The following is a 13,285-nucleotide window of genomic DNA, read 5'->3' as shown; positions in this document are numbered from 1 at the left end:
TTAATTCCCGTAAAATCATGAATGCAGACTATAAACCCGTCGCTTGCAGCTTCTACGATGAGCTGGAAGCGGCTGCCACCCAGCGTCGCCGGGTGGTGCTCCAATACTTCGACGACATCCGCCAGCTTTGCCTGGAATCAGGGGTGATTGATACGTTTTTCGTGCGCGAAAAAGCCGAGTTCATGCGCCTGAAGTCAGGCGAGGAAATTCGCCTCGACCACATTCTGCGGGTTGATGACCAGCCCGCGCCAGGCTACGCCGATGCTCCCAACTATAGCTGCGGCTGCTAGAGCTGCCGGTAGCAAAGAGGTGTTCAGGTTTTTCGAACCGCCCCCACTACTTATCGCAGGGGTACTGCTGCCCCGGCCACGGTTAGTGCTATGGGACTCCACATAGCAAACACGAGTCTGCATAGTAATTTCGCAATATTTATCCGATATTCGATATAAGGCACGGTAGCCTGCCTGAAATGCCGTTTTAAATTCCAATAAGCCCGGGGCCGCCTCTCCCGTTGGGGGCCGGGCCCGGCCGCCGGTTCACCTCCTTTTGCTGGTACCATGTCCGTTGAAACCCTTGCCCGCATCCAGTTTGCGTTTACCATTGCGTTTCACTACATCTACCCCCCGCTGAGCATTGGGCTGGGCGTGGTGCTGGTGCTGATGGAAGGCATGTTTCTGAAAACGCGCAACCCGATGTACGAGCGGCTCACGCGGTTCTGGATTCGCATTTTTGCCCTCATTTTCGGCATTGGGGTGGCCACGGGCATTGTCATGGAGTTTGAGTTCGGCACCAACTGGGCCACTTACTCGCGCTACGTGGGCGACATCTTCGGCTCGGCGCTGGCGGCGGAAGGTATCTTTGCTTTTGCCCTGGAGTCGGGATTTCTGGGCGTGCTCCTCTTTGGCTGGAACCGCGTTACGCCGCGGGTGCATTTCTTCTCGACGGTGATGGTGGCCTTGGGCTCCATGTTTTCGGCCATCTGGATTGTGGTGGCCAACTCCTGGCAGCAGACGCCGGCGGGCTTCCACATCGTCGGCACGGGCCTCACGGCGCGGGCCGAGATAACGGACTTCTGGGCCATGGTATTCAACCCCAGCAGCGTAGACCGGCTGTCGCACGCCATTGTGGGCGCGTTTTTGGCGGGCTCCTTTCTGGTGCTGAGCGTGAGTGCCTGGTATTTGCTGAAAGGGCGTTTTGTGGCCAGCTCCCAGGCGGCTTTCAAAATTGCCCTCCTCGTTGCTACCCTGGCGGGGCTGGGGCAGCTTTTTACCGGACACCACTCGGCCAACGGGGTGGCCGTGAACCAACCCGCCAAGCTGGCGGCTTTTGAAGGCCACTACGCGGCCTCGGCCCCCGCCAACCTCTACCTGCTGGGCTGGGTAAACAACAAGACCCACAAAGTAACGGGCCTGAGCATTCCGGGCGGCCTCAGCTTTTTGGTGCACCAGGACCTGAAAGCGCCCGTGCGGGGCCTCGACAGCTTCCGCCCCGAAGACCGGCCGCCGGTCAACTTCGTCTTTCAGACCTACCACCTGATGGTGGCCATTGGCGTGACGCTGATTGGCCTGACGCTGCTGGCCAGCTTTCTGCTCTGGCGCGGGCGGCTCTGGCGCACGCGCTGGCTGCTGGGCGTGTTCGTGGGCGCGGTGCTGCTGCCGCAGCTGGCCAACCAGCTGGGCTGGTACTCGGCCGAGGTGGGCCGGCAGCCCTGGGTGGTGTACGGGCTGCTGCGCACGTCGGCCGCGCTCTCCAAGGCCGTGACGGCGGGCCAGGTCTGGTTTTCGCTGATACTGTTCACGCTGGTGTACGCCCTGCTCTTTGCGCTGTTTCTGTACCTGCTCAATAAAAAGATTCAGCACGGCCCCGATGAGGGGGAAGAGTTGAGCGAAAGCAGCCACCTCTCCCCGGCTTCCAAGCGCAACAACCCGGTTATTTCCCACGATGCGCCCACGGCTTCGGGTGCCGCCCTAAGCCATGTATCAGACCTTTAACTCCGTGGCCATGACAACAATTCTGGGGCTCGATTTAGCCGTGTGGTGGTTTTTGGTGGTGGGCGCCGTGTTCACGGGCTACGCCGTGCTCGACGGCTTCGACCTGGGCGCGGGGGCCATTCACATGCTCTTTCGCAAGGAAGCAAGCCGCCGCGTGGCCCTGAACGCCATCGGGCCGGTGTGGGACGGCAACGAGGTGTGGCTCGTCATTGGCGGGGGCACGCTGTTCGCGGGCTTTCCCGTGGTGTACGGCACGGTGTTTTCGGCGTTCTACGTGCCGTTTATGCTGTTTTTGGTAGCCCTGATTTTCCGGGCTATTTCCATCGAGTTTCGCAGCAAGGAGCCCATGGCCTGGTGGCGCAAAATGTGGGACTGGAGCTACTCGGTGGCCAGCATCGTGGTGGCCCTGAGCCTGGGCGTGGTGCTGGGCAACCTCATCCAGGGCCTGCCCATTGGGGCTGACCGCGAGTTTCACGGCACCTGGCTCTCGTTTCTGAACCCCTACGCCCTGCTGGTGGGCCTCACCACGGTGGCGCTCTTTGCCCAGCACGGGGCCGTCTACCTGCTGCTCAAAACCGAAAACCGCATCTACGCCCGGCTCACGCTCATCGTGCGCCAGACGCTGCGCGTGTTCACCGGGCTGTATCTGCTGCTCTCGGTGGCCACGCTGTGGTACGTGCCGCACATGCTGGCCGTGTTCCGGCAGCAGCCGTGGCTGTTTGCCGTGCCGCTGCTCACGCTGGCGCTGGTGCTGGCCATCGGCAGATTCCTGAAGCGGCGGCGCTATTTCCCGGCCTTCGTGTGCTCGGGCTCGATTGCCGCCCTGCTCCTGCTCACGGTGGCGGCGGGGCTGTTTCCGGTCCTGGTGCGCTCCACCCTCAACCCCGCCTGGAACCTGACGGTCCAAAACTCGGCCTCCTCGCCCAAATCCCTGAGCATCATGCTCACCATGGCCGCCATCGGTATTCCGCTGGTGGCCACCTACACGAGCTTTGTGTTCTGGGTATTCCGGGGCAAAGTCCGGCTGGACTCGGCCAGCTATTGAGCACTACGGACGCAGCCCCGACTAGCCCGAGGCCAGTTTCGTATCCAGCCGCTGAATAAAGGTGGCGGCTTCCGCCTCGACATCGGGCCCGTAGGCGGCCACCAGCACGCCTTTATTGGCAGGCGTTTTGCGCGATTCAAGGGCGTAGAGCACCATGTTATCGTCCGGGTTGGAGTCGCCCTCAAAGCGGTACACTTCTTTGATGGTCAGCTCATCCGGGCCCAGATATTCCTTCACTTCGGCGCAGTAGGCCTGCGCGCCCGTCAGGTTGTAATCAAGACCGTATCCGCGCTGGCGCAGGTCGTTTAGGGCTTCCGTCAGGGTGTCGTAAGTAAGCATGGCATCAGGGATGAGGTGAACAAGGAGAAAGCAGGCGTTTAGAGTCCCAGCTCGCGTAGGCCCGGGTAGTCGGCCGGGCGCGCCCCGGCCGGCCACAGAAATTTACGCTCCGAAACGTCAATCGCCACGTCGTTGATGCTGGCTTGCCGCCACTGCATGAGGCCCTGGGCATCATACTCCCAGTTTTCGTTGCCGTAGGCCCGGAACCAATTGCCACTGGCATCGTGGTACTCGTACTGAAAGCGCACGGCGATGTGGTTTTCGTGGAAGGCCCACAATTCCTTAATCAGCCGGTAGTCCAGCTCTTTTTCCCACTTACGGGCGAGAAAAAGCCGAATAGTCTCGCGCCCGGTAAAGAATTCGCTCCGGTTGCGCCACCGGCTGTCGGGGGTGTAGGCCAGCGCCACGCGCTCGGGGTCGCAGGAGTTCCAGGCATCTTCGGCCAACCGCGTTTTCAGGGTCGCGGTTTCGAAGGTAAAAGGGGGCAGGGGCGGTCGGATTTCAGACATGTGACAAGAGAAAAAAAAGTGGCGGTGATTGACCAGAGGCTAGAAGATGGTTTCGCCTTGTACGAGGCCCATGATGGTGCGCTCGGCCGCGGACAGGGACTCGCGGGCGGGCAGGGGGCTGTCAGGTCTGCGCTTCGTCGGTTCCCGGGCATCGGCGTGGGCACCTTCCGCCGGCTGGGCGGGCTCCGTAGGCACAGCTGCCCGGGGAGCCTGAACGATTGTACCGGTACTATTGACCGGACAGGCAACGGTGAAATCGGTTGGCATTTCGTGGCGTTTGGCAAAAAAAGGGTGGAGCCAGTCCGGGCGCCACGGGCCATTTTGGCCGCAGTCAGCAGCAGGTGGTCATCGGCAGGCGACCTGCCGTTACGAGAATGGCCGAGGCGCTTAGGCGCCGAGGAATTCCGTATTTATCCTCGTACACGACCGTATCAGCCGCGGCACCCGGCTCGATGCGATGCAGGCAGGCCCCGGTTACCAATACAATGTTTTTGTGCGTGAGTACTTTGCAAATGATGTCTTCGATAGCCGCCTCGTTCTGAAGCTGAAAGGTGGAGGCCGCTTCCAGTATCGTTACAGCTGAGCCGAACCGGGCATAGGTCAGCGCAAACTCCAGCCCGACCAGGCAGCCACCAAGGATGACCAGCCGCCTGGGCAGGGCCTGACGCTCCAGCAGGGTCGAGCTGGTGTAGGCCCGCTGGCTGGCCCGCAGGCCGGGCACGTCGGGGAGCAAGGGGTGGTTTTCGGAGGCTTTTACCATTGGGGATAATCGTTCGATTAGATTAATTCGTACCAATTGATGGGTTTGCCCTGTACATAAATAACGGGCCTCTTCTACGGCTGACTCCCGCGCTTGCAGCGGGGTGCCGAAGTCGCCCACCGGAAGCTATTCCTTGCCTTTCGCAGGGAAGATTATCACCTTTATAAACCATCTTATTCGCCCTGCCATGAACTCACCCGATGCAACGCCGGAACCGGAAGAAGAAGCCCCTTTTGTGCACGAAGAATGCGGCGACACCATGTGGGATGCCGTACTGGCCCAGCCGCCCTACGCGCCCACACCACCAGCCCTGAGGCCACCTTTTACTGCTGAAACCGCGCAGCAGAAGGTGCGACAGCTGGAGGATGGATGGAATACAAGAAACCCCAAAGCCGTTGGCTTGCTCTGTTCTTTGACAACGGAATGGCGTGAGCGGGCTGATTTACTGACGGGCCGGGGAGCAGTAGAAGCTTTTCTGACCGAAAAATGGGCGACTGAGCTGGGCGGCCGCCTGGCGCTGGAGCTGTGGAACTTCCACGAGAACCGCATGGCGGTCCGCACCAGGTATGAGTACCACAATGCCGCCGGCCAATGGTACCGCGCGGATGGCAACGAGCTATGGCAATTTGATGCCGGGGGTCTCCTGCAGCGCCGCGAGGCCAGCTCCAATGAGGTGGCCATTTTGGAAACCAAACACGGGCCGCTGTAAGGAGCGGTTGGGCTCAGCGCCGCTGGCGGGGCATGGTGCGAAATACCTGGTCCCAGAGCGTGGTGGATACGCCAAAGGCCGCCGCTTCCTGGGTGTAGTGGTGCATGGCATGATGGTGCCAAAGCCGCTTGAGCACATTTTTTGGCGGCGCGTACATGTGCAGCGCGTAATGCACGAACAGGTAGCAGGCATAGCCGAAGGTGAAGCCCGACAGCAGCCCCAGGGCCTGGTGGCCAAACACGAAGCGAAAAATAAAGAACAGCAACGAAGCCACGAAAACCGTGAGAATGGGCGGCATGGCCAGGCGGGTTTTGTCCTTGGGGTACTCGTGGTGCACCCCGTGCATGGTGTACTGGAACCTGGCCCGTCCCGGCGTGGTGGTAGCCAGGTGGTACACAAAGCGGTGCATCAGGTATTCGGCGAGGGTAAAGAGCAGCAGGCCCGCCAGAAACAGCCCGAAGGCGGCCAGCCCCGTGAGCAGGCTGCGCGTGAGGCCGAAGTACAGGCTAACGCCGGCCGTGCTCAGGAAGATGGCCACGGGCAGCGCAAAGTGCGTGTGCGTCAGGCGCTCGAGCAGCGGGTTTTTAAATAGCTGCGCCGAGCCCTTGTGCTTAGGGCGCGGCGTAAGTAGGGCTGATGGGGAGGCGGAGGTTGGCATGCAGAAGAAAGCAGGAAGGGAGCGAGCAGGCAGAATATTGCCGGCTGATAAGCCACTATTTTACAACGTGTTTGGGCGCGCCCCTGGGGGCGTTGTAGCGGGGCTCGTACTCAACGCCGCCGAACAAATAGAGCATGATGGCCCGCGAGTAGCGGAAAGTAGCCGGAGCCGTGAGCAGCACCAGCCCAGTGACCACCAGCACGTATACCCACACCGACGGGTCGTGAAGCAAATAGTAGGTTCCCACGCCGCCCACAATGAAACAGGCCACCGAAAAGGCATAACTCACAAACATTGCCCCCCAGTAAAAGCCGGGCTCCGGCTCATACGCCAGGTCGCAGACCGGGCAGTGCTCCGGCATGATGGTGTACTTGTTTAAATAATACGCGGGGTAAGAAAACAGCTTGCCCTGATGGCACCGGGGGCAGCGTAAATCCAACAGGGCCCAGGTGGAAGAATCAATCGGTTTCATGACGAAGCAAAAAAGTATCAGCTATACGGAGAGGGTATTCTAAAGCAGCCCCCCAGGCAAAATGCTAACGAGCGGGCGTGCAGGGCTGCGGCTTGCGGGCGGTTATTTTGGTGGCGTTGGCAATTCGCGGGGCTACCCGTTGACTCGTCACCCTTCCCGTGGCAACGGGTTGATGGTTTCGACACCACCAACCCGTTGCTCACTGCGAATAAATTGCCGCGGGGAACCAAGTAGTGCCGGTCCGCTCTAGAGAGCGGCGGCGGCCGGGAAGTCGAGGGTGGGTTTCGCCGTGTTGTTGAAGTAGTTGGTCAGGATATTCAAGGCCACGTGCCCCACAATTTCCCCTACTTCGCCTTCGGTGTAGCCCGCCGCGCGTACGGCGGCTACGTCGTCTTCGCTCACCAGCCCACGCTTCTCCACCAGGTGCTTGGCGAAGGTGAGGGCAGCATCGGTCTTGGTATCGATGGGGCTCATCTGCCGGCTGGCCGCGATGGCGGCTGAGTCCATGCGCACCATTTTCTCGGCAATGAAACTGTGGGCAGCCAGGCAGTAGTCGCAGCTGTTGGCTTCGGAGATGGCCAGCGCCAGCTGCTCGCCCAGCTTGGCCCCGAGCGTGCCGCCGCCCAGCGCCCCGCTTAGGCTCAGGTAGCCTTCGAGCAGCGCCGGGGCGTGGCCCATGGTGCGCATCATGTTCGGCACTTTGCCCATCTTGGAGTGGATGGCATCAAAGAGCGTTTTGGTTTTGCCCGAAGCAGTGTCGGGGTTCAGCGCGGTTAAACGGTTCATGACAACAGGGGTTGAAAGTGATGCGCCAATCAGCTGACGCTGCGCATTTTTGTTATCTAAATGGCATTACAAAGGTATTGGGGGGCACGAGCCAGGAATAGACACAAAGGGTAGCATATGCGGTACTAATCACTGATTTTGCCTGTTTGGGGCGGGTGCGGCGGTGGCAGCTAAGCCCTTTTCGTGCGGCCGGCAGTAGCGGCGGGCCAACAAGTTTTCGTAGGTTAGTGCACCCAATGCCCGCACCCATTGGTCTTACCGGCAGCGGGCCTCATCATGAGAAAACAGCCCCTGCCCGTTCTGTCGATTGAAGAATTTTCCGACGACCGCCGCCGGAGCCAGCCTTATTACATTGAGCGCCTGGAGGACCACCTGGTCCGCTTCCCCCAGGTGAGCCTGCCCCACGCCCACAGCTTCTACCTGCTGCTCTATGTCACCCAAGGGCGCGGCACCCATACCATTGACCTGGTAACCTACGACTTGCGGCCGGGGGGGCTCTACTTTCTGGTGCCGGGCCAGGCCCACAGCTGGACGCTTTCGCCCGATGCCCAGGGCTACATCCTTTTCTTCAGCGCGGCGTTCTACCTGCGTCAGTACCCGGCCGACCGACTGGGGGCTTATCCGTTTTTCGACCCCGCGCAGCCCCCGGTGTTGTATTTGCCGGCCAGCGAAACAACTATTCGGGGACTGTTTGAAAGTATTTTCCAGGAAAAATTCACCCCCGCCACCAACCACGAAACGGTGGTGGGGGCTTACCTGTACCTGCTGCTCGAACTGGCCTGGCGGGCCTACACGCAGGAACAGGGCCCGCGCGCGCCCTCGCACGGCCTGGAGCAGGTGCGCGCATTCAGCCAGCTGCTCGACGCCCACTTTCGCACCGAGAAATCCGTGCGCTACTACGCCGATACGCTGGCCCTGACGGTCAATCACCTCAACGCCCTGTGCCGAAAAGTGGTGAACCGCACCGCCAGCGACCTGATTCACGAACGGGTCATCACCGAGGCGCAGCGGCTGCTGGCCCACTCGGCCCAGTCGGTCAGCCAGATTGCCGACCTACTTGGCTTCGACGATGCTTCCTACTTCTCGCGCTACTTCAAGAAGTACGTCGGCCAGACCCCCGAACCGTTTCGCCAGCAGCGGGCCATGGTGGATTGAACAGGCCGCCCGCCCATCGCCCGCCCGCACCGGGTGCCCCCGCGCAAATGCCCCGCCCGGATGGCCTCGAAAAACAAAGCTGTTCATGATAAATGAGATGAATGGCTTACCGGGAGCCGTGAGACAAGATGAAACGGCGCAGTTCAGTTGGTGTGGCTGGCCAATTCGTAAAGCCTGGCTTCGCTGAATTGGGAGTGCCGGAGCAGCGCTATCGGGGTGTGAATGAGCCCCATGTGCTACTGGCAAAGGTTGGTTGGGGAAGAATCCAAAAAAATAGACAATGGCCGCCAGGTAATGGACAAATGCCTCCGAGGCTGTTGATGCTGCGCTATTTATCAATAGCTTAGTATTGCTATCCGTCTAACCTTATTGCCTGGTCATGATAACGCTGGATACCCTGCGCCCCCTCGCTCTTTTTGCGGACCTCAATGAGTCCCAGCGCGCGTTTGTGGTGACCCACGCCGCCGAGTTGGTTCTCAACGCCGGTGATTACATCCTCTACGAAGGCGAAGAGCCGGCTTTTTTCTATATCCTCGCGGGCAGTATCGAGAGCACCAAGCACAGCTACTCGCAACAGCAGTTTGTGAGCACGCGCACGGCCGACGATTACCTCGGCGAAGTATCCATTCTGATGGGCACGCCCGCCTCCATCAGCGCCCGGGCCACCGAGCCCAGCCGGGTGCTGCGCCTGGACGCGCATGATTTGCGCTGGCTAATGGCTGACCAGCCGGCTTTTGCACAAACCATTATGGCCGAAATGGTGCGGCACGTCATCCCCCTGCAGCAGGCGGCCCTGGCGGTTCTTACTTCGTATGTCACGCTGGCCGGCCATCCGTGGGACCCGGCCGCCTACCGAATGCGCGATTTCCTGTCCCGCAACAACATCCTGTTTAACTGGGAGAACCTGGACGCCGAAATAGAAACCCCGGCTGCCGCTCCTACCAACCGGCCATTGCAAAAACAGTCCTTCTATGCCCGCCTGAACGACGGAACCGTGCTGACCAACCCCACGGTGCGGGAGCTGGCTGTCCAACTCGGCATTCGCACCGGGCCCGCCGACCGGCCGTACGACCTGGCCATTGTGGGCGCGGGGCCCGCCGGCCTATCGGCGGCGGTGTACGCCGCTTCCGAAGGCCTGGCCACGCTCCTGATTGAGCAGGAAGCGCCCGGCGGGCAGGCGGGGACATCCTCGCGCATCGAAAACTACCTGGGTTTCCCCACCGGCATCAGCGGCGAAGACCTCGGCCGCCGGGCCTTCAACCAGGCGGTCCGGCTGGGCGCCGACATTGTCACTACCCGCAGCGCGGTCGCATTTCGGGCCGGCCAGGGGCACCACGAGCTGGTGCTCGACGGCGACGAGGTGGTGCGCGCCCGCGCCGTGGTGCTGGCCACCGGCGTGGACTGGCGCCGGCTCGCGGTGCCCGATATCGACCGGTTTCTGGGCTGCGGCGTGTACTACGGGGCGGCGCGCACCGAAGCCCTGCGCGTGCAAGGCCAGTCCGTGTTCCTGATTGGGGGCGGCAACTCCGCCGGGCAGGCCGCCCTGTTTTTCTCCAGCTACGCCCGGCAGGTGACCGTCCTGCTGCGCAAAGCCGATTTGCGGGGCACCATGTCGCAGTACCTGATTGACCAGCTGGCCACCAAGCCCAACATCCGCATCGACGGCCACTGCGAGGTCGTGGCCGTGGAAGGCCGGCAGCACCTCGAAGCCATTACGGTGCTCAACCACCACACCCAGGAACAGACCCGCTACCCGACCAGTGCCCTGTTTGTGTGCATCGGGGCCGACGCCCGCACCCAATGGCTGCCCGACACCGTGGCCCGCGACGCGCTGGGCTATGTCCTGACCGGCGCTTCGGTGCGGACGCGCACCGAAGCCCCCCGGTGGACCCTGGCCCGCGACCCCTACTTCCTGGAAACGTCCGTACCGGGCCTTTTTGCGGCCGGCGATGTGCGCGCCGGCTCGGTGAAGCGGGTGGCGGCGGGCGTGGGCGAAGGCGGCGTGGTGGTGTCGTTCATCCACGCCTACCTGGGCTCCACGCTGTCCACTCTCCCAGTCGTGCATTAGCCCTCCGCTACGTGAGGTACTGTTGTCAGAACCACTAAAGACCCACGGTTGCCGGGCAGAAGGAGGCCATCGGCTTTGCGCGGTTGCTGATGTATGCCTACAGGCATCAGCCGGTTAGGACAAGAACAATACATGTGGCCCGGAGGAAGCATCAGATGTATTTCAAGGGTGGACAAGGGTAGCTGCCCGGCCGCTAAGCCTCCGTTTCCAGCCGCAGTTCGACGGGCGCACCCACCAATTTGTGCGCGGGCACGACCGTCACCACCACAAATTTGGAGGTGGGCTGGTTGCTGATTTTGGCCACGCTGGCAATGGGAACCAGCGGATTTATTTCCGGGAAGTAGCCGGCCACGTTGCCCTTCGGAATGTCGTAGGGCACGGTCACAAATTTCTCCACCGTGCGCCGCTGGCCCTGGTAATGGCTGGTAATATCGATAAGGTCCTGGGCGTTCAGGCCGCGGTCGGCCATGTCCTCGCGGTTCATAAACAGGACGCGGCGCTCGTTAAATACGCCCCGGTAGCGGTCGGTGTATTCGTAAATGGTGGTGTTGAACTGGTCGTGGCTGCGCACCGACGTCATGACCAGCTGGCCCGGCTCCAGTTCGTGCTTCTCCAGCGTGGTGGTGGTGAACATGGCCTTGCCGATGGTGTTCGGGAACTTCCGGTCGCGAGGGCCATTGGGCAGGTAGAAGCCGCCGGGCCGGCGCAGCTTCTCGTTGAAGTCCTCGAAGCCCGGAATCACCCGGCTAATGTGGTCACGGATAACGTCGTAGTTCTCCGTCATGGCCACCCAGTCGGCAATGTTGGTTCGGGAGCCCAGCGTGGCAATGGCCACGCCACTCAGGATGGCGATTTCGCTCATCATCTGGCCTTCCAGCGGTTCCAACACGCCTTTGTTCTGGCTCACCACCCCCATCGAGTTTTCGCAGGAAGTCATCTGGTGGCCGCTCTTCTGCATGTCAATATCGATGTGCGCGAAACAGGGCAGCAGCAGGCTGGTTTCGCCGGTGGTGAGGTGGCCGCGGTTGAGCTTGGTGCCCACAAATACCGTTAGTTTCTGCTTGCGCATGGCTTCGGCAATCACTTCCGTATCCGGGCCGGCCCCCAGCAGGTTGCCCCCCAGGCTGAAGTACACCCGCGTGTCGCCCCGGTACATGGCCCCGATGGCGGCTACCGTGTCGTAGCCCTTTTCGTAGGGCGGCGTGAAGAGGAACTCCTTGCCCAATGCGTCCTGGAAAGCCTTGCCAGGCTGCTCCCACACGCCCATAGTGCGGTCGCCCTGCACGTTGGAGTGGCCCCGCGCCGGGCAAACTCCCGCGCCCGCCCGGCCCATGGCCCCCAGCATGAGCTGCAGGTTCACGATTTCCTGAATTGTCTGCACGCTTTGGTGGTGCTGGGTCAGGCCCATGGCCCAGCAGGTGATGACCTTCCTTTTGGTGGCGAGGATGTTGGCCGCTTCCAACAGCTCTGCCCGGCTGATGCCGCTGGTTTCCTCAATATCCTCCCAGGTGGTGTTGCGGATGTTCTGCTCAAACGACTCGAAGCCCGTTGTGTACTGCGCAATGAATTCGTGGTCGACCACCTGCCCGGGATTCCGGTCCTCGGCCTCAAACAGGTGCTTCATGATGCCGCGCAGCAAGCCCATATCGCCCCCGATGCGCACCTGCAGGTACAGGTCGGTAATGGGTGTGCCGTCGCCGAGCAAGGTGCCCAGCGCCTTGAGCGGATTCATGAAATCCTGCGGATTATTGAAATGGTTGAGGCCCGCTTCAATCAGGGGGTTGACGCTGATGATTTTAGCACCGTTGCGCTTGGCCTTTTGCAGGGCCGTGAGCATGCGCGGGTGGTTAGTGCCCGGGTTCATCCCGATAACGATAATGACCTCAGCCTTGTACAGGTCGTTGAGCGTGACGGAGCCCTTGCCCAGGCCTAGCGTGGCACCGAGGGCCGAACCGCTGCTCTCGTGGCACATATTCGAGCAATCAGGCAAATTATTAGTACCCAGCTGCTTGGCCAATAGCTGAAACAGGAAAGCCGGCTCGTTGGGCACCTTGCCCGAGGTGTAAAACACGGCCTGGTTCGGTGAGTCCATGGCGTTCAATTCCCTGGCAATAAGGTCGAAGGCATCGGACCAGGCAATGGGCGAATAATGGTTGTCGCCGGGGCGCTTCACCAGCGGGTGCGTGAGGCGGCCGGCGTTGTTCTGGTCGCGGTCACTCATGCGCGAGAGCTCAGCCAGGCTGTGCCGGGCGAAAAACTCCGGCCCGGCGGCCCGCTCATCGGCGTCGGAAGCGGTGGCTTTGGCCCCGTTCTCACAGAATTCCGCTATCGAGCGGTGGCCATCCGGGTCCGGCCAGGCGCAGCTGGAGCAGTCAAACCCATCTTTTTGGTTCATGCTGAGCAGGCCCCTGGTGCCCCGGCTCAGCCCCGACCCGCGCCGGTTAAACGCCATCGAATGAAGGACGGCCAGAATGCCGGCGGCCACGGTTGACCGCTCGGCCAGTCGAATGCCGGTTAGCGTGTCCAGGGGCTGGGCCAGAATGGGGTGCTGGTAGCGGGCATTGGCCACATCGGGCGGGGGGATATCGAGTTGCTCCTGGCCGGCCTGGGTATTGGGCCGCTCATCACTGTTATGAAGAGTGGTTTCAGGGTGTTGCGGTTGGGGGCGGCCAGACGGGCTGGCATCTTCGGCGGGGTGTGTTTCCATGACTGACGAAAAAAAAGCCGGCGAAAAAGCCGCGATGTCAATTTATTTAAAGGCTAAAATAACAGCTCTTCGAATCGGTAAAAATG

At 61.3% G+C, this 13,285-nt stretch carries 13 protein-coding genes; 6 read left to right on the top strand and 7 right to left on the bottom strand.

Features of this window, described 5'->3' with window-relative positions; translation table 11 throughout:
* Positions 1 to 17: 17 nt before the first annotated feature.
* The 3 genes from J4G38_RS22610 (at position 18) to cydB (ending at position 3,036) form a co-directional block, all read left to right on the top strand.
* A complete protein-coding gene (locus tag J4G38_RS22610; RefSeq protein WP_210521166.1) occupies positions 18 to 290 on the top strand; it encodes a hypothetical protein in 273 nt (90 codons plus the stop codon).
* Between the two features lie 267 nt (positions 291 to 557).
* Positions 558 to 1,991: a cytochrome ubiquinol oxidase subunit I gene (locus J4G38_RS22605; RefSeq protein ID WP_210521165.1), complete on the top strand. Its 1,434-nt coding sequence runs from the start codon at positions 558 to 560 to the stop codon at positions 1,989 to 1,991.
* Positions 1,992 to 2,001: 10 nt separating this feature from the next.
* Positions 2,002 to 3,036, top strand: a complete 1,035-nt coding sequence (gene cydB / locus J4G38_RS22600) for a cytochrome d ubiquinol oxidase subunit II (RefSeq protein ID WP_210521164.1) — start codon at positions 2,002 to 2,004, stop codon at positions 3,034 to 3,036.
* Positions 3,037 to 3,057: 21 nt separating this feature from the next.
* Here the strand turns inward: cydB and J4G38_RS22595 are convergent, their stop codons facing one another.
* The 3 genes from J4G38_RS22595 to J4G38_RS22585 all read right to left on the bottom strand — a co-directional run bounded on the left by J4G38_RS22595 (position 3,058) and on the right by J4G38_RS22585 (position 4,644).
* Positions 3,058 to 3,375, bottom strand: coding sequence for a phosphoribosylpyrophosphate synthetase (locus tag J4G38_RS22595; protein ID WP_210521163.1), 318 nt, complete (start codon positions 3,373 to 3,375; stop codon positions 3,058 to 3,060).
* A 38-nt stretch (positions 3,376 to 3,413) separates the two neighbouring features.
* Positions 3,414 to 3,884, bottom strand: a complete 471-nt coding sequence (locus J4G38_RS22590; protein WP_210521162.1) for a nuclear transport factor 2 family protein — start codon at positions 3,882 to 3,884, stop codon at positions 3,414 to 3,416.
* A 331-nt stretch (positions 3,885 to 4,215) separates the two neighbouring features.
* Entirely contained in the window at positions 4,216 to 4,644 is a 429-nt protein-coding gene (locus J4G38_RS22585) for an FAD-dependent oxidoreductase (RefSeq protein ID WP_210521161.1), read from the bottom strand.
* Between the two features lie 187 nt (positions 4,645 to 4,831).
* On the opposite strand from J4G38_RS22585, the gene J4G38_RS22580 reads away from it, so the two are divergent.
* Positions 4,832 to 5,353: a DUF1348 family protein gene (locus tag J4G38_RS22580; protein ID WP_226163697.1), complete on the top strand. Its 522-nt coding sequence runs from the start codon at positions 4,832 to 4,834 to the stop codon at positions 5,351 to 5,353.
* A 13-nt stretch (positions 5,354 to 5,366) separates the two neighbouring features.
* On the opposite strand, the gene J4G38_RS22575 is transcribed toward J4G38_RS22580, so the two are convergent.
* The 3 genes from J4G38_RS22575 to J4G38_RS22565 all read right to left on the bottom strand — a co-directional run bounded on the left by J4G38_RS22575 (position 5,367) and on the right by J4G38_RS22565 (position 7,269).
* Positions 5,367 to 6,011, bottom strand: a complete 645-nt coding sequence (locus J4G38_RS22575) for a sterol desaturase family protein (RefSeq protein ID WP_210521160.1) — start codon at positions 6,009 to 6,011, stop codon at positions 5,367 to 5,369.
* Positions 6,012 to 6,066: 55 nt separating this feature from the next.
* Positions 6,067 to 6,483 carry a DUF983 domain-containing protein gene (locus J4G38_RS22570; protein WP_226163695.1) on the bottom strand — a complete coding sequence of 139 codons (417 nt, stop codon included), beginning with the start codon at positions 6,481 to 6,483 and terminating at the stop codon, positions 6,067 to 6,069.
* A gap of 246 nt (positions 6,484 to 6,729) precedes the next feature.
* On the bottom strand, positions 6,730 to 7,269 hold the full coding sequence (locus J4G38_RS22565; RefSeq protein WP_210521159.1) for a carboxymuconolactone decarboxylase family protein: 540 nt from the start codon (positions 7,267 to 7,269) through the stop codon (positions 6,730 to 6,732).
* A gap of 276 nt (positions 7,270 to 7,545) precedes the next feature.
* Between J4G38_RS22565 and J4G38_RS22560 the strand changes: the two genes are divergently transcribed.
* Positions 7,546 to 8,424 (top strand): helix-turn-helix transcriptional regulator, encoded by an 879-nt coding sequence (locus J4G38_RS22560; protein ID WP_210521158.1) that lies wholly within the window; start codon positions 7,546 to 7,548, stop codon positions 8,422 to 8,424.
* 379 nt (positions 8,425 to 8,803) lie between these two features.
* Positions 8,804 to 10,492, top strand: a complete 1,689-nt coding sequence (locus J4G38_RS22555; RefSeq protein ID WP_210521157.1) for an FAD-dependent oxidoreductase — start codon at positions 8,804 to 8,806, stop codon at positions 10,490 to 10,492.
* A 193-nt stretch (positions 10,493 to 10,685) separates the two neighbouring features.
* On the opposite strand, the gene J4G38_RS22550 is transcribed toward J4G38_RS22555, so the two are convergent.
* A complete protein-coding gene (locus J4G38_RS22550; protein WP_210521156.1) occupies positions 10,686 to 13,199 on the bottom strand; it encodes an FdhF/YdeP family oxidoreductase in 2,514 nt (837 codons plus the stop codon).
* Positions 13,200 to 13,285 lie beyond the last annotated feature (86 nt).

The sequence above is a fragment of the Hymenobacter terricola genome, from assembly GCF_017921975.2.
GTDB lineage: Bacteria > Bacteroidota > Bacteroidia > Cytophagales > Hymenobacteraceae > Hymenobacter > Hymenobacter terricola.
This window is presented reverse-complemented; position numbering and strand designations above follow the sequence as displayed.